This is a genomic window from Geomonas agri, from assembly GCF_020179605.1.
Taxonomy (GTDB): Bacteria; Desulfobacterota; Desulfuromonadia; order Geobacterales; family Geobacteraceae; genus Geomonas; species Geomonas agri.
In genome coordinates this window covers 1,303,752-1,330,010 of record NZ_JAINZO010000002.1, presented here as the reverse complement: position 1 = coordinate 1,330,010, position 26,259 = coordinate 1,303,752, and the positions used below count along the sequence as shown (strand labels likewise).

General features: G+C 54.5%; 19 protein-coding genes and 1 pseudogene. 4 read left to right on the top strand and 16 right to left on the bottom strand.

Annotated features, from left to right (window positions below):
* Nucleotides 1-152 precede the first annotated feature (152 nt).
* Complete coding sequence (locus K7R21_RS17210) at nucleotides 153-743, top strand: DUF4337 domain-containing protein (protein ID WP_224984503.1); 591 nt, start codon at nucleotides 153-155, stop codon at nucleotides 741-743.
* On the opposite strand, the gene K7R21_RS17205 is transcribed toward K7R21_RS17210, so the two are convergent.
* On the bottom strand, nucleotides 740-2,236 hold the full coding sequence (locus tag K7R21_RS17205) for a hypothetical protein (protein WP_224984502.1): 1,497 nt from the start codon (nucleotides 2,234-2,236) through the stop codon (nucleotides 740-742). The two genes, K7R21_RS17210 and K7R21_RS17205, sit on opposite strands and share 4 nt — an antisense overlap.
* A gap of 176 nt (nucleotides 2,237-2,412) precedes the next feature.
* Between K7R21_RS17205 and K7R21_RS17200 the strand changes: the two genes are divergently transcribed.
* Entirely contained in the window at nucleotides 2,413-5,280 is a 2,868-nt protein-coding gene (locus K7R21_RS17200; RefSeq protein WP_224984501.1) for a hybrid sensor histidine kinase/response regulator, read from the top strand.
* Between the two features lie 27 nt (nucleotides 5,281-5,307).
* Here the strand turns inward: K7R21_RS17200 and mobA are convergent, their stop codons facing one another.
* The 10 genes and pseudogenes from mobA to K7R21_RS17145 form a co-directional block, all read right to left on the bottom strand.
* Complete coding sequence (gene mobA / locus K7R21_RS17195) at nucleotides 5,308-5,952, bottom strand: molybdenum cofactor guanylyltransferase (protein WP_224984500.1); 645 nt, start codon at nucleotides 5,950-5,952, stop codon at nucleotides 5,308-5,310.
* Complete coding sequence (locus K7R21_RS17190) at nucleotides 5,949-6,908, bottom strand: formate dehydrogenase accessory protein FdhE (RefSeq protein WP_224984499.1); 960 nt, start codon at nucleotides 6,906-6,908, stop codon at nucleotides 5,949-5,951. Before K7R21_RS17190 ends, mobA begins: the two co-directional genes overlap by 4 nt.
* Nucleotides 6,909-6,921: 13 nt before the next feature.
* The gene (nrfD, locus tag K7R21_RS17185) at nucleotides 6,922-7,824 is read right to left on the bottom strand and encodes an NrfD/PsrC family molybdoenzyme membrane anchor subunit (protein WP_224984498.1); all 903 of its coding nucleotides are present in this window, start codon (nucleotides 7,822-7,824) and stop codon (nucleotides 6,922-6,924) included.
* The gene (locus K7R21_RS17180; protein WP_224984497.1) at nucleotides 7,814-8,629 is read right to left on the bottom strand and encodes a 4Fe-4S dicluster domain-containing protein; all 816 of its coding nucleotides are present in this window, start codon (nucleotides 8,627-8,629) and stop codon (nucleotides 7,814-7,816) included. The genes nrfD and K7R21_RS17180 overlap by 11 nt, the downstream gene beginning before the upstream one ends.
* The gene (gene fdnG, locus K7R21_RS17175) at nucleotides 8,629-11,874 is read right to left on the bottom strand and encodes a formate dehydrogenase-N subunit alpha (RefSeq protein WP_404813664.1); all 3,246 of its coding nucleotides are present in this window, start codon (nucleotides 11,872-11,874) and stop codon (nucleotides 8,629-8,631) included. Before fdnG ends, K7R21_RS17180 begins: the two co-directional genes overlap by 1 nt.
* Before the next feature lie 291 nt (nucleotides 11,875-12,165).
* Nucleotides 12,166-14,259 carry a hybrid sensor histidine kinase/response regulator gene (locus K7R21_RS17165; protein ID WP_224984495.1) on the bottom strand — a complete coding sequence of 698 codons (2,094 nt, stop codon included), beginning with the start codon at nucleotides 14,257-14,259 and terminating at the stop codon, nucleotides 12,166-12,168.
* A 928-nt stretch (nucleotides 14,260-15,187) separates the two neighbouring features.
* Nucleotides 15,188-15,499 carry a hypothetical protein gene (locus tag K7R21_RS17160; RefSeq protein ID WP_224984494.1) on the bottom strand — a complete coding sequence of 104 codons (312 nt, stop codon included), beginning with the start codon at nucleotides 15,497-15,499 and terminating at the stop codon, nucleotides 15,188-15,190.
* Nucleotides 15,500-15,712: 213 nt separating this feature from the next.
* Nucleotides 15,713-16,102 carry a hypothetical protein gene (locus K7R21_RS17155; protein WP_224984493.1) on the bottom strand — a complete coding sequence of 130 codons (390 nt, stop codon included), beginning with the start codon at nucleotides 16,100-16,102 and terminating at the stop codon, nucleotides 15,713-15,715.
* Between the two features lie 350 nt (nucleotides 16,103-16,452).
* Complete coding sequence (locus K7R21_RS17150) at nucleotides 16,453-17,457, bottom strand: tyrosine-type recombinase/integrase (RefSeq protein ID WP_224984492.1); 1,005 nt, start codon at nucleotides 17,455-17,457, stop codon at nucleotides 16,453-16,455.
* An 829-nt stretch (nucleotides 17,458-18,286) separates the two neighbouring features.
* Nucleotides 18,287-18,652 (bottom strand): annotated as a pseudogene (locus K7R21_RS17145) (JAB domain-containing protein); the annotation flags it as partial.
* 565 nt (nucleotides 18,653-19,217) lie between these two features.
* Between K7R21_RS17145 and K7R21_RS17140 the strand changes: the two are divergent.
* Nucleotides 19,218-19,598 (top strand): response regulator, encoded by a 381-nt coding sequence (locus tag K7R21_RS17140; RefSeq protein ID WP_224984490.1) that lies wholly within the window; start codon nucleotides 19,218-19,220, stop codon nucleotides 19,596-19,598.
* Nucleotides 19,599-19,601: 3 nt separating this feature from the next.
* Here K7R21_RS17140 and K7R21_RS17135 read toward each other — a convergent pair whose 3' ends face one another.
* Nucleotides 19,602-19,952, bottom strand: coding sequence for a hypothetical protein (locus K7R21_RS17135; RefSeq protein WP_224984489.1), 351 nt, complete (start codon nucleotides 19,950-19,952; stop codon nucleotides 19,602-19,604).
* A gap of 486 nt (nucleotides 19,953-20,438) precedes the next feature.
* Here K7R21_RS17135 and K7R21_RS17130 point away from each other — a divergent pair, with 486 nt between their 5' ends.
* Nucleotides 20,439-22,010, top strand: a complete 1,572-nt coding sequence (locus K7R21_RS17130) for a recombinase family protein (protein ID WP_224984488.1) — start codon at nucleotides 20,439-20,441, stop codon at nucleotides 22,008-22,010.
* Between the two features lie 104 nt (nucleotides 22,011-22,114).
* On the opposite strand, the gene K7R21_RS17125 is transcribed toward K7R21_RS17130, so the two are convergent.
* The 4 genes from K7R21_RS17125 to K7R21_RS17110 all read right to left on the bottom strand — a co-directional run bounded on the left by K7R21_RS17125 (nucleotide 22,115) and on the right by K7R21_RS17110 (nucleotide 26,259).
* Nucleotides 22,115-23,008, bottom strand: coding sequence for an ArdC family protein (locus K7R21_RS17125; RefSeq protein ID WP_224984487.1), 894 nt, complete (start codon nucleotides 23,006-23,008; stop codon nucleotides 22,115-22,117).
* A gap of 248 nt (nucleotides 23,009-23,256) precedes the next feature.
* Complete coding sequence (locus K7R21_RS17120) at nucleotides 23,257-24,081, bottom strand: hypothetical protein (RefSeq protein ID WP_224984486.1); 825 nt, start codon at nucleotides 24,079-24,081, stop codon at nucleotides 23,257-23,259.
* A gap of 43 nt (nucleotides 24,082-24,124) precedes the next feature.
* Nucleotides 24,125-25,030 carry a hypothetical protein gene (locus K7R21_RS17115; RefSeq protein WP_224984485.1) on the bottom strand — a complete coding sequence of 302 codons (906 nt, stop codon included), beginning with the start codon at nucleotides 25,028-25,030 and terminating at the stop codon, nucleotides 24,125-24,127.
* Nucleotides 25,031-25,041: 11 nt separating this feature from the next.
* Complete coding sequence (locus K7R21_RS17110; protein ID WP_224984484.1) at nucleotides 25,042-26,259, bottom strand: restriction endonuclease subunit S; 1,218 nt, start codon at nucleotides 26,257-26,259, stop codon at nucleotides 25,042-25,044.

Sequence of the window (26,259 nt, the reverse complement as noted above, 5' to 3'; positions counted from 1 at the left end):
ATGCCTGCCTTAAGATGACGTATTTGCCATCCTTTTGTCATCCGATGGTAAGCAACGGTCTTTTATAATGCTTTCTTTCCAGCATCCAGCAACGAAGGGGACTGGCACCCGCGGAGCCAGTTCTCCCCGCGGTTCCAAAGGAGAGGAAACTGATGTCAGAACTGAACAACTTGCAAGAACGTCTCGACTACTCCGAAGCGAAGAATGCCCTCAACAACTGGGTCGCCATCGCAGTGGCGCTCATCTCGGTGTTCATGGCGGTGTGCAAGGTGAAGGACGACAACATCGTCCAGGCCATGCTGCAGGCAAAATCGGACCAGGTTGATGCCTGGAACGAGTACCAGGCCAAGAAACTGAAGCAGCACCTGGCCGAGCTGGGACTGAACCAGGTATCGGCCCTCGAGTCCCTGGCGCCGGGGAAGGTTTCGGCACCCCTGGCGGCCCAGCAGAAACAGTACAGCGACAACATCGCCCGCTACAAGGTGGAGGAAGCCAAGCTCGCCGACAAGGCCAACGGCCTGGGCAAGCAGTACGACGACTTAAACTACCGCGACGACCAGTTCGACCTCTCCGACGCCACCCTGGCGGTCTCGCTCGCAATGCTGGCCATCACCTCGCTGACCGGGAAAAGGAAACTCCTCTACCTGGCGCTGGCCTTCGCAGCTTTCGGCATGGTCATGGGGATCGCCGGCCTTTTCGGCTTGGCGCTGCACCCGACCGCCCTGGTCAAGGCCCTTTCCTAACCCTGCCGGCTCCCCCCGCGCCCGGGGGCGCCCGCGACGGTGTCGAAGAGCCCGGAGACCACCTTGGACAGGTGGCACCCCGACAGGAATTGGCAGTAGCCGTGGTCGTCGGTGATGATCCGCTTTTTGAGCGGCCGATGCTCGCTCTCCGACAGCAGTTCCTCCAGGGTCCTCCGGATGGTCTTTCCTTTCGGGACCACCTCGATGTCCCGCCCGCACCCGGAGTCGTCCAGGGCACACACGTACCACAGCCTCAGCGGGGCAAGCCCCGGGTCGGCCTCCAGGTGGCCGCTGGTCTTCACGAAGTTGATCACCTTGAGCGCCAGCTGCAGCTTGGCCATGTTGTAGCAGGACTCGTCCACGATGTTGCCTTGCTCGAAAAATGGGATCACGTGCAGCCACGGCTCCTGGCGCACCTGCTCCCCTGACGGCTTCTGCTCCCTTCCCACCACGAAGAGCGCCCACACGTACCCCGTATAGAAAAGCCTGGAACTGGCCGGGTTACCGATCACGCTGTGCCCCTCGTACTCGAGGATGAAGGCCTCGCGGTCGGGATTTAAAAGTTCCTGCTGTGCGCCGCAGATCTCCCCTTGGAAGAAGCTGCTCGGCGGCCACAGCCGCCCGGTGATGCTGGCGTACAGGGCGGGGTGGGGGGTGCTGCTCCGTGCCGCCACCGCCTTGCGCAGGTCCGCCAGCAGTTCATCCTTCCTCTCGTCCCGTACCCGCACCCGCACCGAGTTGTTCTCGTCACCGAAGCCGTACTGCAGCGTCACCGGCCCGTCCCATTGGTCGCAGCTGCAGATGGGCACGCTCGGTCCCCACAAAAGCCACAGGTTGAAGATGGTCATCTGTTGTGCCGAGAAAGCGTGGTTGGCCAGGCGGTCGTAGCAGGAGATGATCGGGTCCCAGTCGTCGGCGAAACGGGACATGAGCCCCGCCAGGAGGTTCAGCGGCAGCAAAAAACCGTGCTCGATCTTTACGCTGCAGAGAAAGGAGGCCTGCTCATCCTGCGACAGTCTCAATTCCGACACGGCGAGCAGGTACTGCTTGATGCCGTCCTTGGTGCCGGCGTCGTTGAGGCGGAAGACGTCCACCACCTCGATCACCGGCTCCCGCTCCTTGATCTTGAGCGCTCCGAACTTGGCGCGGGTGGAGCGTTTCCACTCGGCCACGTCCTGCCGGTACGCGGTGTCGTCGTACTGCAACTGGTAGCGCTTGGTCCTGGCGTCGAAGAACCACTTGGGCTCCCAGCGCGGCTTGGGGTGCAAAAGTCGCAGTTCCAGCCAAAGCCGCATCTGTCTTCTGAACATGGCAGGATGAAAGGGCCAGGCGGAGTCATAGCAGGCCTTGAGCGTGTTCAAAACGGGGAGGTTTTCCTGGATGGAGAGGCAGCGCCAGACCAGGCGCACAGGTGGGAGCAAGAACCAGAGCAGGCAGAAAAAGGCGGTGGCTACCGCGAGGACGAGAGCGACAATTTCCTTGTAGCTTTCCATGGCGAGCCTCCACTCTTTTATTAAAAATAACCAACAAAGTGTAGCGACCACGTCGGCTTTTTCAACGATCCGCCCCACCGCCTGTACCTTGCAGCGGCGCCTCAATTTTCCTCACAGGTTGCCGATAAGTACCGTAATACCTTTCTCCTCTTAATCGTTACAAGGACGCCTGACCGATGAAACATCGCCTGATCCAGAAACCGGCACTGGCATTCCTGGTGCTCATCTGTACCTGCCTGTGCGGCCTGGTCTTCCTGTTCTCGTATCAACAGGCCAGGGAGTCCGCCATCGCGCGGCTGCACGACGAGCAGATGATCCACGCCAAGCAGGCGGCACAGGGGATCCAGGACTACTTCAGCACCTGGACCGGCATCCTCAGCTCCATGGCACGCATGAAAGAAATCGCCGCGGCGGACGGGGCGGGGCGGCAGCAGATGGAGTTCTTCTACGACGCCCACCGGGAGCAAATCCGCTCCTTCACCCGCGTGGACGAAAATGGCATCGTCCTGGTCAGCATCCCGCAGCGCGAGGCGGCCGGGAGGAACATCTCCTCGCAAAAACACATCCAGGAACTGCTGCGCACCCGCAAACCGGTGGTGAGCGACGTGTTCAGGGCGGTGCAGGGGTACGACGCCATCGCCCTGCACGTACCCGTGTACAACGGGAGCCGCTTCCGGGGCAGCATCGCCGTCGTCATCAACTTCCAGAACCTCGCCAAGCGCTACCTCGACGTGATCAAGATCGGCAAGACCGGCCACGCCTGGGTGATCAGCCGCGACGGGACCGTTCTCTACTCCCCCGTCCCGGAACACAGCGGCCAGAGCATCTTTACCAACGGCAAGGGGTCCCCTTCCCTGCTCGCCATGGCGCGGCAGATGTTGCAGGGACTCTCCGGCACGGCCACCTATACCGCCCCCACGAACGGTGACCCGCACGGCGAACCGGCCCGGCAGCTCGCTGTCTACCACCCCATAGCCGTGGGTAACACCTTCTGGTCCATCGCCGTGGCGTCGTCCGAACGCGAGATTCTGGCCTCGCTTACCGCGTACCGCAACCGACTGCTGCTGGCGGTGCTGATGCTGCTGGCGGCAGGCGTGGCGGTCTCCATTTTTATGGCCAGGGCCATGGTGATCGTCAAGGAAGAAGAGGCGCACCGCGAGGCCGAGACGGAGTTGAAGGCGAGCGAGCAGAGATACCGCGACCTGTTCGAGCACAACCCGGCCCCGATGCTGATCTACGAACGCGGCACCATGGAGATCGTTGCCGTGAACGAGGCGTTCCTCATCGCCTACGGCTATAGCATGGACGAGGTACTGGTGCTGCACCTGGCCGACCTGTACCCGGAAGAGGAGAAACAAAAGATCACCCAGGTGGCGGCGCTGCTTTCCGGGCACACCTACGTCGGGGAATGGCACCATCGCCGCAAGGACGGCACCATCTTCCCTATCGTGGTCACCTCGCACGATGTCGTCTACAAGGGGAGGACCTGCCGCATAGCCGTCGTCACGGACATCACGGAGCGCAAGAAGATGGAGAAGGCGGTCGAGGAGGAGTCCCAGTTCAACCGGCTCCTCCTGGAGCAGTCCCCGGACGGTATCGTCATCATCGATCCGGAGACGGCGCGCTTCATCAACTTCAACAGCGCCGTCTGCCGGCAGCTCGGCTATGAGAGGGAAGAGTTCGCGCAGTTGTCGATCTTCGACGTGGAGGCACAGGAAACCCGCGAGGAGACCCGCGAGCGCATCGCCAAGATCCAGGGCACCGGCCGGGGTAACTTCGAGACGCTGCAGCGCACCCGCACCGGCGAGTTGAGAAACATCGAGGTGCACGCCCAGATCGTCAACATCCAGGACCACCCGGTGTACTACTGCATCTGGCGCGACGTGACCGAGCACAAGAAGCTGGAGGAACAACTGCGGCAGTCGCAGAAGATGGAATCAGTGGGGCGCCTGGCCGGCGGCGTGGCGCATGATTTCAACAACATGCTCGGCGTCATCATCGGCTCTGCGGAGCTGTGCCGGCACCAGCTGCCCGAAGATACGCCGGTCCAGAAATACCTGGAGCACATCCTGAAGGCGGCACAGCGCTCCAGCGAGATCACCCGGCAGCTTTTGGCCTTCTCCAGGAAGGAGATCGTCTCGCCCAAGGCGGTGAACCTGAACAGCCAGGTCATCGACGCCGAGAAGATGCTCTGCCGCCTGATCGGCGAGGATATCCGCCTCACCTTCAAGCCGGCCACCTCGATCTGGACGGTGCTTATCGACCCGTCCCAGGTGGACCAGATCCTCATGAACCTGTCGGCCAATTCACGCGACGCCATGCCCGACGGGGGCATCCTGAACATCGAAACCGCCAACATCCGTCTGGACCCGGATTACTGCCGGCATCACTCCGGCTGCTCCCCCGGCGACTACGTCAAGCTGACCGTGAGCGATACCGGCATCGGTATGGACCGCGAGACCCGGGAGCACATCTTCGAGCCCTTCTTCACCACCAAGGGACTGGGGGTGGGGACCGGGCTCGGGCTCGCCACCGTGTACGGCATTGTTTCCCAGAACAACGGGTTCATCACGGTCTACAGCGAACCGGGTCACGGCACCGTGTTCACCATCTACCTGCCGCGCCTGCCCGACGCCGAGGCCGACGAGCAGGAGGTCGATGTCGCCATCCCCTCCACCGGCAGCGGCACAGTGCTCCTGGTGGAGGACGAGGAGATGCTCTTGTGGACCACGACCCGGATGCTCGAGGAGATGGGCTACACGGTGATCCAGGCACAGAGGCCGGCCCAGGCCATCGAAATCTGCGACAAGGGAGAGCCGATCGATCTGGTGCTGACCGACGTGGTGATGCCGGGGATGAACGGGAGGGAGATGGCCGAGCGGATCAGGGCGGTCCGCCCGGAGGTGAAGGTACTCTTCATGTCGGGCTACACCGCCGACATCGTGGCACAGCGCGGCATCGTCGAGGAAGGGATGCACTACATCCCCAAACCGCTGGACGCGAGGAAACTGAACGAGAAGATCACGCAGATGCTGGCGCCTTGACGGTGCCGGGCAGATGCTGTCACGGCATCAGCACCGTTTCCTGTCGGTTGTCGCGAGCGCCCCGAAGCCGCGCCCGCGCAGGGCGAAGTACTCGGCGGGGGTGTTGACGTTGCAGAAGGAAGCGAAGGTCGGGTCGAAAGCGGCCACCCGGTCCGGTGCCATGGTCAGGACGCGCACAGCCGGAAAGAAGGAGACCATGCGGCGTCGGTTTTCCTGCAACGCGGCCTCTACCTGCGGCAGACATGCCGTGGCATAAACTGCGTGCAGCGGCTCCGGTCCCATGTCCCCTTCCGGGATGACGACGTCGGCCTCGTGGCGCAGCGCCACCAGCGCCCGGATCAGCTCGAGGTCGAGAAAAGGCATGTCGCAGGCGACGGCGAAGATGTACGGGGTCCGGCTCCCGGCCAGGGCCGCATGGAGCCCGGACAGGGCGCCCAGACCGCGGTAGCGGTCCGGGACGACGCGGCACCCGACGAAAGCGTAGGTTTCCTGGTCGTTGGCCGCGATCAGCATCTCCCCGAAAAGCGGCGCCAGCAGCCGGTGGATGTTATCGATGAGCAGCCCGTTGCCGTAGGGGAGGAGTGCCTTGTTGCTCCCCATGCGGCTGGACTGGCCTCCGGCCAGGATGACCCCGGTCACGTCGGGAAAGGCGATGGGGCGGGATCGCTTCATGGGGCAGCCTCCCTCCTGCTGTCGCCCGGGGGCGGCATGCGGTACCCCTGCTGCTGCGCCAGGAAGTCCAGCTCCAGGGTCGCCAGGTCCTCCACCACCAGCAACTCGGGAGGTGTCGGCGTGAAGGAGGTGATCACCTTCAAGTACCCGCGGCAGGCGTCGCAGACCTCGACGCGGCGGTGCTCGCGCCCATCGACGTAGAGGTATCTGAGCGTGGCGCGGTCCTCGTTGCCGCAGTGATGGCACTGCAGGCGCGGGTGGTGCCAGTCGGCGCCGCACTGGGCACAGCGCAGGTGCTTCACCTGGTCGTCGTCCTGCAGTTCCGCCAGCGTCGCACCCGCACCGCACACGTAGCACGTCCCCTGCTCCCAGACCCCGACCTCCTCGAGAGGCGCCTGCCTGCACACCTCGTGAAGAAAGGGCCTGAGCGCGTGGTGCGACAGGGTCCACATCAGTTCCCACCCCGGCGTCACCTGGTGCACCCGTTCGCTGAACCCGTCCCGGTCACCTGCCGCCGCGAGCGCCAGCAGTTCGCCGGCGTCAACCACCCCGGCGTCCACCGCCGCGGCAAGCGTGCCGGCCTGGCCTCGCAGGGCGGCGAAGGCGGCGATGTCCGACTCGCTCCAGCCTGGCGCCGACCGCTCCCAAATGCGCCACGCGCCCCCCGCGCCGCGCGGCAACTCGGCGGCTTGCACTGCGCGCAGCATGGCGAGCAGCAACGCGGCCGCGGCATCGACGTCCACCTCGACATCGGCGACCGCCAGCAGCGGCGCTCCCCCCTGCAACACCTCGCCCAACTCCCCTGCGTCGAGCGCGATGGCAGCCTTCACCTCCGCACGCTGCACGAGCGGCAGCACGGCCTGGTACAGGCGGGCGGTGACCCGCAATTCAGGAGATGCTGCAGCGATCTCATCCAGCCGCCTGATGAGCGGATCGGCCGATCTTTCGTGTGTCATGACCGCTCCTCCGTCACAGCTGCCCGGCCTGCAGCAGGCTGATGCGCAGCAAAAGCCCCCCCGCCAGGATGCACAGGTAGTGAGCGAGATGAGGTACCCCACCGAAATGCTGCCGGCGCGACCGGTACTTGAACCACAGGGGCGCGGCGATGCCCAGTGCCACCGCGCCCAGCCAGAAAATCACCAGGAAGGGGAGCGTCAACAAAAGCTGCGCCGTGTGACCGGCCAGAACAAGGAGCACGGCGATCAGCAGCAGTTCCGAGATCATCAGGGCGCGGTCGAAGGACTCGAGCCTGGCCACCTCCTGGCCCGCGTTGCGCTGGCGCCAGATGAGGTAGAGCGAGATGGCGGCGGCCCCGGTCGAGGCCCCCGAGACGAGGAACAGCGCCCCCATGAGCGGCGAGGTGGCAGCCCAGAAGGGACGGGCGGTGACGTTCAGCAGCACCCCGGTGTACCCCGCGATGAAGAACCCCGCCAGCGACCCCACCAGCGCATAGAGCTTCCTCGGGATCCGGTTGTAGTACCTGGAGAAGAGCGGGAACGAGATGACCCGGTCCGCCACCAGGTTGTCCAGGAAGGAAAGCAGGGTGCAGACGCCGAAAACGAGCAGCACCCACGAGCCGACCGACATGGGGGACTGCAGGTTCAGGTAGGGATAGCCCCCCTGGTTGTAGATGAACAGGTGCCAGAAACGGCCCGGGCGCCCCAGGTCGGCAATGAGCGGAATGGGGACCAAAAGCAGCAGCGGGAAGGCGACATAGCAGGCGGCACGGCTCACCTCGCGTTCCTTGGCGCTGCTGAAGAGCTCCTCCATGGCGCCGATGAAATAGGCCCCGGCCGAGGTGCCGGCAACGAAGAAGTAGACCGCGATGTAGTACCAGGCCCACTCGGGGACCTGCACATTGTCAGGACTCATGATGCTCCTCCTTGCCGTTGAGCCGTTCCCGGAAGTTCACCAGCGCCGCGACGCCGATGCCGAGCGCGGTGAGGATGGTGACCAGCGAGCAGAGCACCAGGCGGCGCTGGGGCACGATCGGGTGTTCCGGTTGCCCGTACACGCCGGGGCGGTCGGTGAAGAGGTAGAAGACCTTGAGGCCGTCGGCCTCCTCGTACCCGTAGATCTGCGCCTTCTCCCCCTTCCCTTTCAGCTGCGCCAGGCGGGCATCGGCGCGCCGGCGCAGGTCGGCGACCTCGCCGAACCGGATCGACCCGGTCGGGCAGGCCTTGGCGCAAGCGGTGCCCAGGCCGTTGTGGATGCGGTCGTTGCACAGGGTGCACTTGTGCACGGTCCCGCTCTCCTCGCTGAAAGAGATCACCCCGTAGGGGCAGGACGGGATGCAGAACTTGCAGCCGATGCAGGTTTCCTGCTGCACCACCACGTTGCCCAGGTCGGTGCGCACGATGGCCTTGGTGGGGCAGGCGTTCAGGCACCCCGCGTCGCTGCAGTGCTTGCAGGAGTCGCTGGAGAAGAGCCAGCGCTTTTCGCGGCGCTGCTCGTCGATCTGCTCGATGAAGCGGACGTGGCGCCAGTCGGTGGCGCTCAGGCTCCCGGTGTTGTCGTAGGAGTCCCCGGTGAAGTTGTCGGCCACCGGGTACGTGACCCCGGAGCGCTTCCCGAAGTGCGCCGGCTCTGCGGCGAGGCCGTTCCATTGCTTGCAGGCCACCTGGCAGGACTTACACCCGGTGCAGATGGTCGTGTCGATGAACATTCCCTTTGCCATCAGCTGCGCCCTCCCTTCCTGCCCGCCCTGATGTCGCAGGTGAACACCTTCCCTTCGTGGATGGAGACGTTGGGATCGCCCACCATGGCGCTCAGGTCGTTGGCGACGTCACCCTTGGCGTTCCCCTGCCACCCCCAGTGCCAGGGGAGGCCGATCTCGTGCACCTTCTTGCCGTCGATGACGAAGGGCTTGATGCGCCGGGTCACCAGCGCCCGCGCCTCGATTTCGCCGCGCGCGGTGACGATGGTCACGTACCCTGCGTTGCTGATCCCCTTCTCGGCGGCGAGTTCAGGGGAGACCTCGCAGAAGAGCTCGGGCATCAGCTCCGCGAGCCAGGGGAGCCAGCGGCTCATGGTGCCGCTCAGGTGGTGTTCGGTGACCCGGTAGGTGGAGACAACGATCGGGTACTTGGGGTCGGCGACGCCGTGGTAGACGTTGCCCTCGGTGCGCCAGACCTTGGCTACCGGGTTGGACTGCTGCCGGTAGACCCGGTTCGCCACCGGGGACTCGTACGGCTCGTAGTGGGTGGGCAGCGGGCCGTCGACGAGCCCCGCCGGGGCGAAGAGCCACGCCTTCCCGTCGGCGCGCATGATGAAGGCGTCGTTGCCGCTCAGCCAGTCGAAACCGAGCGCAGCGTCCTTGCCGACCATGGTCGGCGCCTTGGTGGGCTGGAAGTCGATCCCCTCGCCGGAGGGGGCGACCCACTTGCCGCGCACCGGGTTCCCCGCCGGGTCCTTGGTGCCGCTGTCGGCATCGGGATCCCAGGAGATAAGCTTCTTCGCTTCCGACCACGGTTTCCCCTGGCTGTCCGCCGAGGCGCGGTTGTACATGATGTGCCGGTTGGCAGGCCAGGCGAAGCCCCAGTTGGGGGAAATCCACTGGTCGGGCTTGCGGCGGGCCGCGTTGTTCTTCCCCTCCTCCGGGATGACGCCGGTGTAGATCCAGGCGCCGCAGGCGGTCGAGCCGTCCTCCTTGAGGTTGGCGAAGGTGGCCAGCGGCTTTTGATCGGCAACGGTAACGCCGTTGATCTCCTTCAGCACCTTGTAGGCCGAGGGTTCGTCCTTGATGCGCCAGGGAGCGACCTCCTTCGCATCGGGCTCGTAGTCCCAGGCGAGATTTTTGATGCCCCAGTCGAGGTTGCTCGCCGAGCCGGCGTACATCTTCTGGAGCCTCTTGCCGAGCTGGTAGGTGAACCAGCTGTCGCTGCGTGCGTCTCCCGGAGGGTCGGCGGCCTTGTCGTGCTGCTGCAAAAGGCGCTGCGTGTTGGTAAAGGAGCCCTCCATCTCGGCGACCGCTGCGGCGGGAAGGAAGAAGACCTCGGTCTTGATGTCGGCGGGCTTCAGTTCGCCGGAGAGGACCTCCGGGGAGTTGCGCCAGAAAGCGGCGGTCTCGGTCTCGAAGTAGTCGCGCACCACCATCCAGTCCAGCTTGGCGAGGGCCTTGCGCTGCAGGCGCGCGTTCTGCCCTCCCACGGCGGGGTTCTGCCCCATGACGAAGAACCCTTTGATCTTTCCGGCCGCCATGTCGAGCATCATCGGCATGTGGGAGTGGTCACCGGTGATCTTGGGATGGTAGTCGTAGCCGTAGTCGTTCTCGGCGGTGGCGGCGGCGCCGAACTGCGCCTTCAGGTAGGAAACCGCGAACTTCGGGTAGTTCCCCCAGTAGCTCGTCGCCAGGGGCCCCGCCTCGGTGAGGATGAACTCCTTGAGGGAGTCGTGCTTCTTGCGCCCGTCCGGCATGTTCAGGTAGGCGGGGAGCGAATGGTACAGGGTGGCGATGTCGGTCGACCCCTGGATGGTGGCGTGTCCGCGCAGGGCGAGCACCCCGCCGCCGGGCCGGCCGATGTTCCCCAAAAGCGCCTGCAGCATCGCGGCGGCCCGGATGATCTGCACCCCGACCGTGTGCTGGGTCCACCCCACCGCGTAGGTGATGTTGGCGGTTTTGTCGCGCCCGGAGTTGTCGAGCATGGTCTGGGCCACCTTCAGGAACTGCTCGGCGCTGCAGCCGCAGACCTTTTCCACCAGTTCCGGGGTGTAACGGGCGTAGTGCTTCCTGACGATCTGCAGGACGCAGTTGGGATCCTGCAGGGTGGGATCGGTCTTGGGACGCCCCGGGACCTGCTGCAGCAATAGGTCGCTGAACGGGCCCACGCCCCCCTTCGCCTTGGGAGGAGCCTGGTTCCTCTGGTAGGACCAGGTGGCGTTGGCGTAGGATTTACCGTCCGGGGCGAGCCCCGAGAAGACACCGTCCAGTTCCTCGGTGTCCCGGAAATCGGGGTTCACCAGCGTCGCGGCATTGGTGTAGTTCACCACGTACTCGCGGAAGAAGGGGTCCTCGTTCCAGCGCTTGCTGTTGATGACGAAATTGATGATGGCGCCCAGGAAAGCGATGTCGCTCCCCGCGCGGATGGGCACGTGCAGGTTGCACGCGGCCGAGGTGCGGGTGAAGCGGGGATCGACGTGCATGAGCACGGCGTCGTGGTCGGTTCGCGCTTTCAAGGGCCACCGGAAGGCGACCGGGTGGCACTCGGCCATGTTGGAGCCCATGATGAGCACGGCGTTGGACTTTTCCAGGTCGCGCGGGAAGGTGGTGGAGCCGCCGCGGCCGAACGTGGTCCCCAGACCGGGAACCGTGGAGGAGTGTCATATTCGGGCCTGGTTTTCCAGGTACACCACGCCCAGGGCATGCATGAGCTTTTGGTGCAGGTAGTTCCACTCGTTGTCCATGGTGGCGCCCCCCAGGGAGGCGATGGCGTAGGTGTTCATCACCTTCTTGCGGGCCGTCCCCCCCTTGCCGTCGGGCAGGTCCTGGAACTCGTTGAAGTTCGCATCGCGGGTCTTTTTGGTGAGTTCGGCGATGCGGTTCATGGCCCACTCCAGCGGCCTCTCCTCCCACCGGTCGCTCCCGGGGGCGCGGTACTTCACCGTGCTCCAGCGCTGTTCGTTCTTCACCAGTTGGTAGGTCGCCGCCCCCTTGGGGCAGAGGGTGCCCTGGTTGATCGGGGAGTCGGGGTTGCCCTGGATGTCGACGATCTCGCCGGCATCGCTCACCGTGACAATCTGGCCGCACCCGACCGCGCAGTAAGGACAGATGCTCGCTACCTGTCTGCCGCTTTTAATGGGGGCCTTCCCCGCCTTGGCGGCGGCTGCGGCCGTGTCCACGTTCAGGATGCCGATTTCTGCTGCAACACCGCCCCCAATGGCGCCTGAAGTGATCTTCAAGAACTTACGCCGACTGATTGCCATGTAACGCTCTCCTGTTGTCTTAGAAGTCCGACCTTTCGGATTGAGAAACATGAAAACTGTACATGGCATCGACTTTTTTTCCAGCTATTGACACAAATATTGCCTTTATCCTGATCCAGAGGACGTTCTTTGAGAACCAGGTGGTTCTTCCTGGCTGCCTGTGACTGAAGGTATAAGGGGTAGTAGTGGAGAGCAACGACAAGGTGCAGGATAAATCTGGTTTCAGCGGAGCATGGGGATCGAACAGGTGTGATTGACTTCGCGGTGACCGCTCCAGGCGGGTTTCCAGCCTCAGCCCGTTGCGGGCTTCGTCGTTGCGCTCAACGACTGCAGCAGCGCGGTCAGCGCCTCGACGCCGAACGGCTTGTGCAGGGCCTTCACGAAGCCGTACTCCCTGAAGCTGGCCATGACGGGGTCGTTGGAATAGCCGCTCATTACCACGAGGCGCGCCTGGGGATCCAGCGCCAGGATCTGCTGGGCCGCCTCCCGTCCCCCCATCCCCCCAGGGATGGTAAGATCGGCCAGCACCAGGTTGAAGGGTGTTCCATTCCGCAGCGCCTGCTGGTAAAGCTCCACCGCTTCCGCCCCGTCCGCGCAGGTCTGGACCTGGTGCCCCAGGTGCAGCAGCATTCCCTCTGCCAGCTGGCGTATCACGTCCTCATCATCCATCACCAGTATGGAAAGCGGGCCGAGGGCCTCCCTGCGGGGCAGCGCCGCTTCGGGCTCGCGCGGCTGGAACCTCCTCTCTAGTGACGGCAGGTCGATGGTGAAGGTGCTCCCCTCGCCGGCACGGGAATCGACGCTGAGGCTGCCGCCGTGCCTTGTCACGATGGAGTATGCCGAGGCGAGCCCCAGCCCCCTCCCCTTCGGCTTGGTGCTGAAGTAGGGATCGAAAATCTTTTTGAGAGAAGCCTGCGGGATACCCACGCCGTGGTCCGTGAAGGCGATGCGCACGTAGGGGCCCGGGGGGAGCTTCGCGGCGTTGCCGGGCTTGAGGCCAATGTCGCGCGCGGTGATGGTGAGCACCCCACCGTCAGGCATGGCTTGCACCGCGTTGATGATGATGTTGCGGAAAGCCTGGCACATCTGCCCCACGTCGGCCTCGACCGCGCTCAGGGTCTCCGGGAGGTCGACGACACCTTTGACGTTGGAACCGCTCAGGGTGAGGGAAAGGGCCTCATCGACCAGGAGCGCGACCGAGGTCACCTCCCTGACCGGCGCTCCCCCGCGGGCAAAGGTGAGCAGTTGCTTGGCGAGGTCCCCGGCCCGCAGCGCCGCCTTCTCCGCCGCCTCGAGCAGCGGCTGCGAACCGTGCTCCGACTCTAGCTGCAGTTTGGCAAAGGAAAGGTTGCCAAGGATGCCGGTCAGGATGTTGTTGAAGTCGTGGGCTATGCCGCCGGCCAGCACCCCGAGGGATTCGAGCTTCTCCATCTTGAGCCGCTCATCTTCCAATGCCTTCAACGCCTGCTCCGCCTGCCGGCTCCGATCCCACTGCCTGCTGAAAACTAAGGCGAGCGCGATGGTGATGGTCAGGAAGATGAGCATGAAAAAGACGCCGTGGTAAACCTCCTGGTACCAGTTGGCGAGATAGTCGGCGGTGGCCAGGGCCACGAAGACGTAGAGCGGCTGCGACAGCGAGATTTTCCTGAAGGAGTAGATACGGTCGTGCCCGTCCAGGCTGCTTTTCGCCTGGTACGTCCCCATGCTCTGTCCGGCGGCGAGAAAAGCATTGAACTGAGGCGAGGTGATTTTTACCTCGGGCGCGTTCGTCGGCCGGTTCAGCTTGGGAGATCGCGCCAGCAGGGTCGCGTCCGCCGCGACCAGCGACAACAATCCGTCCTTGCCGACGTTGACCGTGGTGAAGCTCTGCGAGAGGTAATCGAGCGTGATGCCGGCATAGACAAGACCTGCGAACGAGCCGTCCGGGAAGTTCACTCGCCTGGACAGCACGATCATCCATTTACCGGAGATCCCCCCTACCACGGGCTTCGAGATGACCATTCCCAGGTTCGGGTTCTCGCGCTGGGCGCTGAAGTAGTCGCGGTGGGCGAGGCTTTTGGTGGTGGCGGCCGTGACATCGGGGCCGTAAATCGCCATCCCGGAGGAATCCGTGCCCCTGAGAGCCACCAGTTCGGGGAGCCTCTGGTGCTGGCGCACGATGAACCGGTTCAACTCCTTGGGCGCAACCGCCCCGGTTTTAAGCTGGCGCTCATATTCGTCGCAGACGGCGAGCAGGGCGACATCAATCTTGGAAAGGATGCCGGAAATGTTGGCATCGAGGACCCTGGTCAGGTTCTGGGTAGCTATCTCGGTCCGGTCGCGATAAGCCTCCCTGCTCTGTACCAGGGTGAAGGTTATCATCCCGGCCACGACCAGGTTCAGCAAAAGAACACCGGAAAACAGGTGCCGTTTGAGAACATTGACTGACCAGCCCAAGGCTGTATCAGGCTCTGTATTTGAATTCATCATGTCCATGCGCCCAAACCGTTACTGTCAGTAACCGCCCACCCAATGACACTCTAGTCCCTTATTTTCCTTCAACTTTGCTGGCATGGCAATGTGTGCCACGAAAAAAGTGCCTTTCAAACGCAAAAAGAGGAAAGCCTTTCCAGGCTATCCTCTTTCCTTAAAACAACGTGCCCCTGGCACCGCCCCCACGGGGTGACCTCTATTCCGGCGGGCGCAGCAGGCTTGAATACTCGCGCAGCATCCAGCGCCGGGGCTCGGCGGGGAGATCCAGGATGCCGGTCAGCAGCACCCGGTATCCCCAGCAGAGTTCCCCGTCCGCGGCGACCTCGGGTTTACCTCATATCTTCCAGAACTGCTCGAGCTTTTCCGGCGGCAGGCGCCTCTTTATTTCGGCGACCAGCGCCTTCTTGGTGGCTCACGCGCCTTCCCGAGCGGGGCTTCCAGGAACTGCTGCGCGTGATGAACGCGCTGGCCGGCAAGCTCCCCGAACGCGACTGCGCGGGAATGCTGCGTCCCGGCAGCGCCTTTGACTACCGTTGGCGGGAACTGCTCCCGCTGATGACGCGATATAGAAAAAAGTGGGCACTACCGCGTCGAGGTCCTGCGACCCTGGACAGATTTTTAACCGGGATGGACTGAATAAAAAAAAGCGGCCAGCTATTTCTAGCTGGCCGCTTTACTTTCTAGTGGTGCCCAGAGACGGAATCGAACCGCCGACACGAGGATTTTCAATGCGACGTCACGGCTACACATGACTGCAATATCAACATGTTATACTACATAGTCTTGTTGTATATTGTGTATTTGCTGCGTCAATCTGCGTCAAAAATGTAGCAAATACATTCTAGCGAACCTTCTTAATGAAAGTAGTAAAGAGGGTAAGACTAGCTCCAGCACCAAAAGTGGATACTATAAATTTGCCAGTCTCAAGGTGATCGCTGAGAAGCCAAAACCCTGCCATCAGCCCAGCAACTCCACCGACAGCCACACGGGCTAAGCAGTAGTAGATACGTTGATTCCTAGCTATAGGTGCAACATTAGGCTGAGCGGTCGGAAGCGCGGTGAAAGAGTTGTACAATTGCATAAGATACGAAATCATCCCTCCCAAGGCCCCTGCAGCAAAAGCGACTACGATGTCAAACTGTTCAACAGACATTTATGCCTCCAGAAATAAAATGGCGAATACCGCATTAAGCTATTCGCGTCAAGGTCTTCTCTATTTTTGGAACCTGGAGCCTTACAATCACACCTAACCTAATATAAAACCTCCCATAACATATCTTATCTCGGCATTAATTAAATTCGGTCAGATGTGATATAGAATGGTTTAAACCTAGTAGCTGCATGAGTCATGCTGACAAGGCATAAATCATTTCACTGCTGATGTATACAACTTTATGATCGTGATGTAAGTATTATTGTGCACACTACCATTTGTGTCATCCCAAGGGCCCTGAACACTTACATTTACATTCCCTTGAATCAACGAGCCGCCAGTTTTATTAATGTTTTCTATTATTTGATTTTTCAATTCTCTCTTGTAGAACTCGACAACTTTATCCGGGTTGTCATTCGTAGTGTAACAGGCTGCACTTGGCGGAAATATGGACTTTTCTTTAAAAGATTTGCAGAATATTTTGTCTTGCTTACTATTTGGATACACTTTAACCCCATATTTCTCTTCTGCATAGCTGTATGAAAAGAAACCGGCAATAAAAACAACTGTAAAAATGATATTCATACCGCTTAAATTCTTCATAATCACCCCTTCATTAGTTATATAGCTCAACATACCAGGCCCAATACTGTAGCTGCGTGTGGTAACTTATTCGGATTTATGTAAGCATATTTCTCAGCAACCTGTCTGCTGAAGTGACCAAGCCATTCATTTACCACCTAAAGGTCGCCCCCCCTTATTTTCAAGCCTGCTTGCTGTGGTGGGTCCCAGTGCATGTAACACGAATTCAGTATCTTTATCAAGCTTCACCTCCTTACGCACCCATCGCCACGCGTTTCAGCTTTGTGTGGCCGGAGATAAAATAGCTTTAACTCCTGCCTTCATTATGGTCCTGACTCTTTTGGTTTGCTGGTAACCCCTACGTAGTGTACCTACTCAATTTCCAGAACTAATGCTGCATGTGCAAGCTTATTAGGTGCCAAGTGAGCATACCGTTCGGTAACCTGTATTGAGCTATGACCTAGCCAATCACGGACCACATATAGGTCTATCCCCTTGTTCACCAGCCTACTGGCACAGGTATGCCTGAGTGCATGCAGGATGAACTCACCATCCTTGTCAAGCCCCATCTCCTTACGCACCCATCGCCATGCATTCTCCGCTTGGTACGGTTGCAGGTCAAATGGCTTTGACTTCTTTTGGCTCCTTGCCTTCATGATCGCCTTAACTCTTTTGGTCATTGGGATGCTCCTAGGACGATCTCCTTTGTTTATCCAGATTGAGATTAGGTTTGCCTCGAAGTCAATGTCCTCATAGGTGAGGTTCAAAAGTTCGGACAAACGCATTCCGGTATCGACAAGGACCTCCACCAGTGCAGCAACCTCAGGATAATGCTGTCTTCTCTTATTGTGGATGGTATACCGTAGCAGTTCTACAACCCTTGTCTCTTCTTCACGGCTAACCACCCTAATTCTGCCTTTGCTCTCTTTCCTAAGCTTAACGTGGCGAATGCCTTGCTCGTGATGGTTTAGAATGGTCTTTAGCGCAGCGAGATATCGGTTGATCGTCCCATTACGAGCTTTTTCCTTCTCAAGCCCCTGCATCAGTTTTGTGACCATAGCCGTTCCGATGTCCTTAAGAGGGATATTGCCAATGTGGTTGGCAATGCTCCTAGCTCTACTGTAAGACCGTTCAGCATCTTTGGTGTGCTTCCACCGCACCTCATAAACCACATCAATTGCCTCTAGGAGCAACATTCGCCCCGCTCTCTCCTGTGGACTTAGGCTCGCCTCGTCCATTAGCTTCTGCCTTTCATTCGCCTCGACCTGCTTAGCCTCCCTTTTGGTAAACTTACCAGTGCTCTTAAAAATTCGAACCCCACCAACGGTGAAATTCATGTAAAAGACTCCTTTTTCTCCTCGCTTGTAAACTGCCATGGTGATACCTCCTTTGATTTCAGACACAAAAAAAGAGCCTTATGGCCCTTAGTTGTCCTGCTGCTATTAGATGTGGAATTAATGAATGGTGAGAATGGCTACTCGGCTTCCATATTTGAGCTGTAATGGGCCGTTCTTACTTAAGGCAGGCAAGGGTATGGGTTTGCTTAGTTAACACTTAAATCGCGGTTAAAATTAGCTTGATTAAATTAACATATTCAACTATATTGCGGTCCAATCCTGTCCAACGAGGTCTGCCATGTCGAGATGCACCTATATTGGCTCCTGTCCTTTCCCGAACGACAAGCTACCTAAAATGCCTGTCACCACTAACTTTATGGTAGAGAACTACTGCTCATGGGACTTTGCTAGATGCAGGATTTATAAGACCGCCGGACAATATAGAGCTGAAAACATGTCGAACGATGAGACTTTTGAAGACCGGTTCTTATCAGGTAAGATACTGAATTGGTTGGTATGTGGTGGGATCGGTTGGTAGGGAATTACTGAGGTTGCTTGCTTGAGGTTACCAAATGGTAAAGTGCTCTCTGGTCTGTTGCGGGGAGACTAGCGATATGCTGAATCAGCTTGTATCCGTTCTTCATGAGGGAGGTTAGCTCAGTGACCATTTTGAAGATGGTCGGGTATGGCAATGCTCTTGTATCGAGGGAGAAGTAAACGATTTGGTAAACTCGGTTACCACATGGCCCACATATCACCGTTACTGCTGAGTCCGATGCCGCCCTGAATCCGGTAGCGGTTAACCTCCCGTACTTGAGACCGTGTATTGTATCTCCTTCCCTTAGTATCCGTCCGCAATACTCGCACTTCATATATGCCCCCTTTCTGCGAATGAGTAGTAGCTGTCACCGATAACGATGTGGTCCAAGATACGGATTCCGACAAGATCGCCAGCATCCTTTAGCCTACGTGTAACCTCCAAATCTTCCGTACTCGGTGTTGGGTCTCCTGTCGGGTGATTGTGCAGGAGTATCACCGCTGCTGCCGATGACAAGAGAGCAGTCTTAAAGAGTTCCCTGGGGTGAACGATGCTCTGGTTAAGGGAGCCCGTGCTTACCAAATCGCAACACACGATTCGATTCTTCCCATCAAGATGAAGAGCTATGAAGTGTTCCTTGGTTTCATGCCTCAGGAAGCTAAAGGTGTCGAACACTTGGGATGCTGACGTATAGCGGGTATTGGGCTTGAGGTAGTCGGTGATGGTGTCGTTGACGGTAATGGTCTGGTACACGGCCTTGATGGTCCTGAGTTTGATAGCTCGTAGCTTGGGTGCTGGTGCTTCTTCTGGTCCGAAAAGGGTGTCGATGGTCATTGTAAGTCCTCCGTTAGTTTTAATGTTCACCTCTACGACAAGGTACTGCGGCCCTACTAGATCATGTCTTACATCTCGTGATTTTAATGATTTATCCACCTCCTCTCTTTTGTTACAAAGTGATTATAGAAGTTGCATGCAGCTCACCTAACAGACACCTAACCAAATAAGCATTGACATGTAATTACAGTATGTTATGGAATTGTGCAGAAAATGTGCAAGGAGTAAAAGTACTTATTCTTGCGTTACAACCTAAACGGTTATCCACAGGATTTAAGGACTTATCAACAGGCATAGTGGAAAGCTGTTGAATCAGATGAGCATTTAAAGTTACCAATGAGGTATTCAATCAAGGTAGGAGGCCAATTGTTCATAGCTTTTTGAAAAATTTAATGTTATACAGGCAGGGCGGTAATGGAGGTCACTAATGGAAAGCACAGAAAAGGTCGGGAAAATCCTTCTTGCTGAGGATGAGCCACAATTACGGGCAATGCTCCATGATCTTCTAATTAGTCGCGGATATGAAGTGATACAGGCGATTGATGGACATGATGCGCTAGAAAAGTTCAAGCAAGATCCGCAGGGTATCAGTTTAGTTGTAACTGACATCGTCATGCCGAGAATGGATGGCATCTCAAGCTTTAAAGAAATGACCAAGATAGACCCATCTGTTAAAGTCCTCTATATGAGCGGGTACGTCCCAGAGCGACCACTTCCAGAAGGAGTCAATATTCTCATCAAACCATTCTCTCCTCTCGATATTCTTAATGCAGTTAATTCCCTCCTTGCCGACCAGACCAAATCATAATCTTTACATCAGGTAGTCGATGAGCTTCATAGTAATGTCGATGGCCGATAACTGCTCCCACTTGGAACCAAACAGGTCTTGTATTTCCTTTGTCGAGTGCAAGTAGAAGCTGCTGATGGGGAACGGTTCTGGCAACATGTAGGCATTAAGCCCGATCATACCATGCTCCCTATTGACGGTGAGGACATAGAGGGCTATCGGCTGGCTGTAGATGTAGATGGCGTCCTTGATCCCGGCATACAGGTGGTAATTGTTCCCTCGGTGTCTCATGATGAGGCTGTTGATGTGGATGCCTTCCTTGTCCTGGTGGGTGTGAAGCCTCAGTGTTGGGGTAATGATCGGTGTCATGGTCATTGGTCTTCCTCCTTTGAAATAGAAAAGCCAGACTCGTTATGGTCTGGCTTTCGTTAAATTACATGTAGTTATGATGTTTTATAATGAGCTACTAAGGGGTCATGAATGAGGGCTGGCAGGTGCAGTTTGCTTTTTAGCTTGCATTAATATATTGGCTGTATATAATTAGCATAAATAAATCAAGCTGCCACACCCATATAATTATAGGATTGTGACACAGAAAGGATATCTTGTATGGCAGCCAAACAACTAAAGCACTACCCCTGCTACTGGTGTGTTTGCTTAGGTGGACAATTCCGGTGTGCGAACATGTTCAAAATGGAAGGTGAAGAGTGCTCATCAAAAAGGCTTAAACTGAAGAGAAATGCACCTGGGAGGTAAAATTATAGCGTTATAAAAGGTGATATACTGGAGTGTCCTCGAACTCCTTCTCCTACCTCACAACTCCACTCTATTGCTTACATCCTTCGTCGCCTGGAGGCGCATATGGCAAAAGCATTCAGTTATATGAGGTTTAGCACTCCTGACCAGGCCAAGGGTGATAGCAAAAGAAGGCAATACCAACAAGCAGAAGAATATGCAGCTGCGCATGGATTAGAGCTTGACGATAAACTAACTTACAGTGATTTTGGGATATCTGCTTTTAGAGGGGCCAATATAGAAATAGGTAAACTTGGTCAGTTCATGGAAGCGATAAGACGCAAAGAGGTCGAGAGTGGTAGTTACCTCTTAGTGGAATCTCTTGACAGAATCAGTCGAGATGTCATTTTGCCAGCTCAGAACATATTTACTCAGATTATTTTGGAAGGCGTGACAATTGTAACACTGGCGGACAGAAGAGTTTATTCAGCTGAATCTGTAAACAAATCACCGTTCCTGTTAATTGAAGCAATCGTGATTTTGATCCGAGCAAATGAAGAATCAGAAATGAAGTCCAAGCGACTTAAGTCAATGTGGGAAAATAAGCGTAAAAATGCATCAACACAAACATTAACAACGGTAGGTCCCGGTTGGTTAAAATATAACAAAAGAACTCAACAGTTTGAGGTAATAGCAGAGCGAGCTGCCATAGTGAATAGGATATATAACGAGTACCTGAGTGGGAAGGGGTATTTGACTATTGCACGCACGTTACGTAAAGACAAGATACGCACCTGGACCTTCAAGAAAGGAGAAAAATCGATTTGGCGAGAACATTACGTGAGCAGAATACTTAAGAATCCAGCTGTAATTGGCACATTGACTCCACACGTAATGGGCCATGGTAATGGTAAGACTCAACGGGTCCCACTGGAAGGCATCAAGAACTATTACCCGCCTGTTATCTCGGAGGAACTTTACGAAAAGGTGCAAACTAGGCGGGGCCAATACAAAACAAGATACTGCGACTCGGCAGCTTTAAAAAATATTTTTTCAATGATTGGAAGATGTCCTCAATGCAATGGGCGTATGATGTACCTTAAAAAGGGTCCACGTTGGGATTATATCATCTGCACCAATGCACAATATCAACAAGGATGTACCACTAATAATATTCCTTATGGCAGACTAGAAAACGTATTTATTACGGAATTCACAAAAGCGATAACGGACTTCCCTTTTATCAATCCAGTGATCAATAAAACAAGACTAGGGGTCTCACATCTCAAGGAAAAACTTAGACGTGCCACAATCAGACAAAACAGACTGTTTAACAATTTAAAAAAAGGAATAGAGTTAGAAACCTATAAGAGCACTATGAGCTTACACATGGATTTGCAAACACTTGAGACAACAATTGAAGATTGCCATAAAGAATTGATAAGGTTGAACTCACTACATACCGATCATAGTCTTAAACAAATGAAGTCATACATACAGGATTTCACAAAATACTCATCTGTAGACTATTTAAATCGTGAACTTCTTAATACACTGCTCAGGTCAATGTGCGATACTGTACTTATCTCTCACAACCTAATCGACATTAATTTCAAAATGGGGCCTAGGCTACACATTGAATACGACAAATATGTCTCTGAGTACGAATACATATCTGACAAACAGCTAGCCAAATAAAGCTAAACACTACAGCATCTTAGCTCTAAAAACTGCGATTTCATAGATGTTGCTGTGGAAGGCAGAGCGTTGAGGAGTTACTACTACAGGGGATATTAGGCGGGTTATGCTGCTGGGGCGTCAGTTGCTTCCTCTTCTGCTACCTTCCTGTTAAGGATGTAATCTGCTGCTTTCTGTGCCTGGGCTGCTGCATGAACGAGTAACGTTTTATCGTTCTTAAGAGCCTTCAGCCATCCAGCTATATAGGCTGCTGAGTTCTCCAAGGTCCTATTTTCGATACCCGTTACACCACATAGGAATGCAGCTCCCATCTCTGCTACCAACTCTTCCTTACTATACTCATGACTCCCAAAGTGAGAACGTTCCAGTATCCCTTTCCTCCCTACCCTGCTTGCATGACCGGTGCTGTGGATCAACTCATGGAATGCGGTGCTGTAGTATTCTTCTGGGGACTCAAAGGCTTGTTGTTCTGGTAACTTCACGTAATCCAACATGGGTGAGTAACATGCTTTGTTACCACCGTGTCTGATATCTGGTGGTAGTGGCATACCTTCAATGATCTGATCTGCTCTTTCAATGGGGGTAAAGTTATTGCTGGTGGATTCTGGTGATGGGGGTGCTGTGATCCCTTCTACTTGGTCTAGGTTGAAGACGTTGTAGTAACGCAGCAATGGGACTTTGCCCTTGCAGTTGGTTTCCTCATGGTCAACTACATCAGCATTCTTACGATCCACCCACTTCCAGAAGACAACTGGTGTTGATTTCTCGCCTTTGCGGACATGACCGCCTTTGTGCTGGCACTGCTTGAACGTCAGCCAATAAGGGTTGCTGTACTCTTGGCATGCCAGCATGAAGACGTTGACACCCCGATACTCCTTCTTGCTGATTAGGTTCTTGGGGGTGTTGGTCGCTGAGTGCCAAGGCTTCCGCCATGGAACGGTACCTTGTTGCAATAACTCAATGATTCTGCTGTTGATGACATCATAGATGTTGCTCATGTTAATTCTCCTGTCCAGTGGTGTGTTGGCCTTGCCGTGGATAGAATAAAAAAAGGCTACCTCCTTTATGGAAGTAGCCTTGATGGTAGTTCTTATATGTGGTCAGAAATGAAGGGTGGGGTTGTCAATATGCCTGAAAACTTAGTAGCTGATGTTACCCAGGCTATGTTTTACAACAAGCAAAGACAAATAGCGTACTGTGCCTATGCTTTATTGAAGCTGGTAGGTAATATAGAGATAAGACGCATTCAAGGGGCCAGCTGTATAGCCTTCAATATCTCAGACATAGCTTCATGTACTTCGTTAGGTCGCACTTTTATAATTGGATGTGCTTTCCATTGTTCTCTTGTTTTATCAAATTCAAATTGTTGGAAAGTTATGCTCTCATGATTGTCTTTGAACTCTTTTTTTATAAGCACTTTCCCTTTTTTGTAGACTATCTCCTTTATTATATATGTCTTTCTATCACAATCATAAATAACAGGTACGCTATTTGGTATGTCTCTAATTGTGTTTATCATGTCTTTGCCATAGTCACCAACTTTGGCAACAGTGCTTCTAGCTAATTTAATGACCTTTATAAGTGCAATGTATTCGCACTCCTCTAACCTTATTGACAATCCTTTAGATAACTTACTCAATATTGATTTCTGCAAATAGTTTCGCCTCTCCACAAGCGCGTTAATATCTGTGTTGTTTATTTCATTAGTACACATAGCTTTATCAATTATATAACAATTATTTTTATTTAAACTCCTTAGTCCATTATCGCTTATCTCAATAGTAACAATACATTTATCACATACTACAAAGGTAAAATCACTTCTCCGAAAGTACAACGTATTACTATTATGTTTATTTATCCTCTTTAGTTCATCTATTGACAGGTTGCTAACAAGCTGTGCATCTATAAATAAAGTAGAAATATGATCATCAACGTATTTACCATCAATAGTATTGTATGGATTTAGAATATTCCATCTTTCAACGAATCTTTGCCTTGCATGATAAGATATTTCCAGCTCAACTCTATTTTTACTAGAGTCAATATAGTATGGTTTGATTGCACTCATTTAGGTTACCGTTCACTAATCGATATAACACTTCTGCTTATTTCTAAGTATCATGGTCAATATCAAGAGCTATCTGCTTCGGCTTTGGCATATGCTCCATGACCTCAATGACTTCATATTTTTTGTTAGTATATATGCCTGTATCAGTATCTCTAACTTGATGAATTCGCAGCTTAACTTTCAATGAATCACCTGGGGCTATTGTTATCTTATGAGAGAAAAAGTCACTATAAAATTGTTGATCTGTTACTGGTGCTGATATCTTTACACCTCTCCAGACAAACTCCCATCTCCTCTTGGTTCTTTCGAGTATAGCCTTAAGTATCTGAAGATCAGCCACCTCAGTAAGGTGCCTTTCATTCCCTTGTTCTTCCACATCAGCTGTAATGTTAGAGAAATTTTCTCTCATTATTTCAAAAGAAGGTTTACGATAATCAAGTTTTTTAGCAATACCGAATGATTGAATGTCTTTATCCTTTTCAACAGCGGCAACAGCTCTACCTATGTCGTCTTTGAAAGCTTTAGATCGTTCTACTTTCTTAAGAGCTTCATGAACCTCTTTAGGTATTATGACCTTTTGGTTTGCTTGCTCTATGACTACACAATCGCCGTCTATCTTCACATTGATAGGTGTGTTCGGAGCTAACGTTATCTGATATATATAGGATGCTATAATGTTTAATATGATTGCCTTTAATGTATCAGAACTAAATACATTCCCTATGGAGTTGTAAACAGCTTTTATCTTAGTTTTAAAACTGCCTTCACCTAGAGCCTCAACTACTATTTCTACATCATATCCAGGATTAACAATGTTGTTGGCTTTTTTGACTGCATCTGATACCGCAACAAGTGTACTGGCAAGCGTATAAGCGTTTATCCTTTTGAATGAACTACCAAAATGGATAACGAATGAGTCATCAAGCTCTCTAATGTCTACAGTGCTCATGTATGTCACTCCTAGCTGATTTCTCCATTCATACATCTATACATCAGAGAGTTGAATAGGCTGTCAAGATGGGTAATGCTATTAGCTTGTTTCATGACAACGGCTTCAAGATCATTAACTTTCTCAATAAACGAATCTTGTATCTCACGAGGAGGTGCAATGAATTTTTGTGCGAGTATATCCTTTTGACCAACTGTAGTCATCGTTGATGTCTGTGATCTAGCGATTATATATGCTCTGACACCTGGATGGTTTAATTGAATGGCTAACCATTTTGGGTTAACTGCCTGTTTGTCTATTCTTGCCATTATTGTATGACATTCAAATACTGTAGGCTCTGCTATCCCCTCAGCGACAGAGCATTTAGCTATACCTTCTTTTTTCAGAGATGATCTACAGAAGAATAGATCACCATTTCCAACGTAGTATTTTTCAAGCTCCTCTGCAGAAGCAGTAACCCTGTTAAGCCTCTTTAGATCAACCTGATATCCCGAGAAGAGATCAACAACGTTGACTAATGGTGTTCCTTCTCCGAACTCATGCGGTCTCTTAAACAGTCCATTTTTTATTGTTGTTGTGATGTCTTCAAGCTTCTTAATTTCCCACCCTTTAGGATTATTAACAGGATCACCAAACATCTCATCAAACAAAGCTGGTATAAGCTCCTTCATCTTATCATCAGCCTGCTTACGGAGCTTTCTGAGATTATCAGCCTCATCAAGTACGCTTACTATCTTATGTTGAGTTTCTAGTGGAGGGAGCGGAATTTCTATCTTCTCGAGATTCGTCCTGCTGATACGCCCTCTCGTAGTCCCTGTTAGATACATACTAACATTAGCTAGGGTTTTGCTTGTATTTAACACATAATTTAGATAGGCAGAGACTATCTTATGAGGATCAACTCTAACAATTGTGCAGTCCACAGCAGTAATGCATCGCTGTGGCATTGCAGGGACAATACAAGCTCTTCCAACAGGGTCAGGCAACCTTGATATAAGAATATCGCCCGGGATCACTTCAGTGCAATTAAGGCGGTTGAAAGTTTCTTCGGTTATATATTTCTTTGATTCCTTATCTTTGAAGTAACCCAAGCCAACATTACCTGTTTGAATAAGCCTAATACCATCTTCTGATTGGTCCTTAGACTCTATCCAGTCCCCATCAATAAATGTATTACAGACACTTTTAAGCGTTACTCTCTTCCAGCCTACTGGCAGTTGCTTAGTCAT

Excerpts from the sequence above, each read along its gene's own strand:
- K7R21_RS17210 (WP_224984503.1), top strand. The coding sequence starts at position 153 with ATGTCAGAACTGAACAACTTGCAAGAACGTCTCGACTACTCCGAAGCG.
- K7R21_RS17205 (WP_224984502.1), bottom strand. The coding sequence starts at position 2,236 with ATGGAAAGCTACAAGGAAATTGTCGCTCTCGTCCTCGCGGTAGCCACC.
- K7R21_RS17200 (WP_224984501.1), top strand. The coding sequence starts at position 2,413 with ATGAAACATCGCCTGATCCAGAAACCGGCACTGGCATTCCTGGTGCTC.
- mobA (WP_224984500.1), bottom strand. The coding sequence starts at position 5,952 with ATGAAGCGATCCCGCCCCATCGCCTTTCCCGACGTGACCGGGGTCATC.
- K7R21_RS17190 (WP_224984499.1), bottom strand. The coding sequence starts at position 6,908 with ATGACACACGAAAGATCGGCCGATCCGCTCATCAGGCGGCTGGATGAG.
- nrfD (WP_224984498.1), bottom strand. The coding sequence starts at position 7,824 with ATGAGTCCTGACAATGTGCAGGTCCCCGAGTGGGCCTGGTACTACATC.
- K7R21_RS17180 (WP_224984497.1), bottom strand. The coding sequence starts at position 8,629 with ATGGCAAAGGGAATGTTCATCGACACGACCATCTGCACCGGGTGTAAG.
- K7R21_RS17160 (WP_224984494.1), bottom strand. The coding sequence starts at position 15,499 with ATGTCTGTTGAACAGTTTGACATCGTAGTCGCTTTTGCTGCAGGGGCC.
- K7R21_RS17155 (WP_224984493.1), bottom strand. The coding sequence starts at position 16,102 with ATGAAGAATTTAAGCGGTATGAATATCATTTTTACAGTTGTTTTTATT.
- K7R21_RS17150 (WP_224984492.1), bottom strand. The coding sequence starts at position 17,457 with ATGGCAGTTTACAAGCGAGGAGAAAAAGGAGTCTTTTACATGAATTTC.
- K7R21_RS17140 (WP_224984490.1), top strand. The coding sequence starts at position 19,218 with ATGGAAAGCACAGAAAAGGTCGGGAAAATCCTTCTTGCTGAGGATGAG.
- K7R21_RS17135 (WP_224984489.1), bottom strand. The coding sequence starts at position 19,952 with ATGACCATGACACCGATCATTACCCCAACACTGAGGCTTCACACCCAC.
- K7R21_RS17130 (WP_224984488.1), top strand. The coding sequence starts at position 20,439 with ATGGCAAAAGCATTCAGTTATATGAGGTTTAGCACTCCTGACCAGGCC.
- K7R21_RS17125 (WP_224984487.1), bottom strand. The coding sequence starts at position 23,008 with ATGAGCAACATCTATGATGTCATCAACAGCAGAATCATTGAGTTATTG.
- K7R21_RS17120 (WP_224984486.1), bottom strand. The coding sequence starts at position 24,081 with ATGAGTGCAATCAAACCATACTATATTGACTCTAGTAAAAATAGAGTT.
- K7R21_RS17115 (WP_224984485.1), bottom strand. The coding sequence starts at position 25,030 with ATGAGCACTGTAGACATTAGAGAGCTTGATGACTCATTCGTTATCCAT.
- K7R21_RS17110 (WP_224984484.1), bottom strand. The coding sequence starts at position 26,259 with ATGACTAAGCAACTGCCAGTAGGCTGGAAGAGAGTAACGCTTAAAAGT.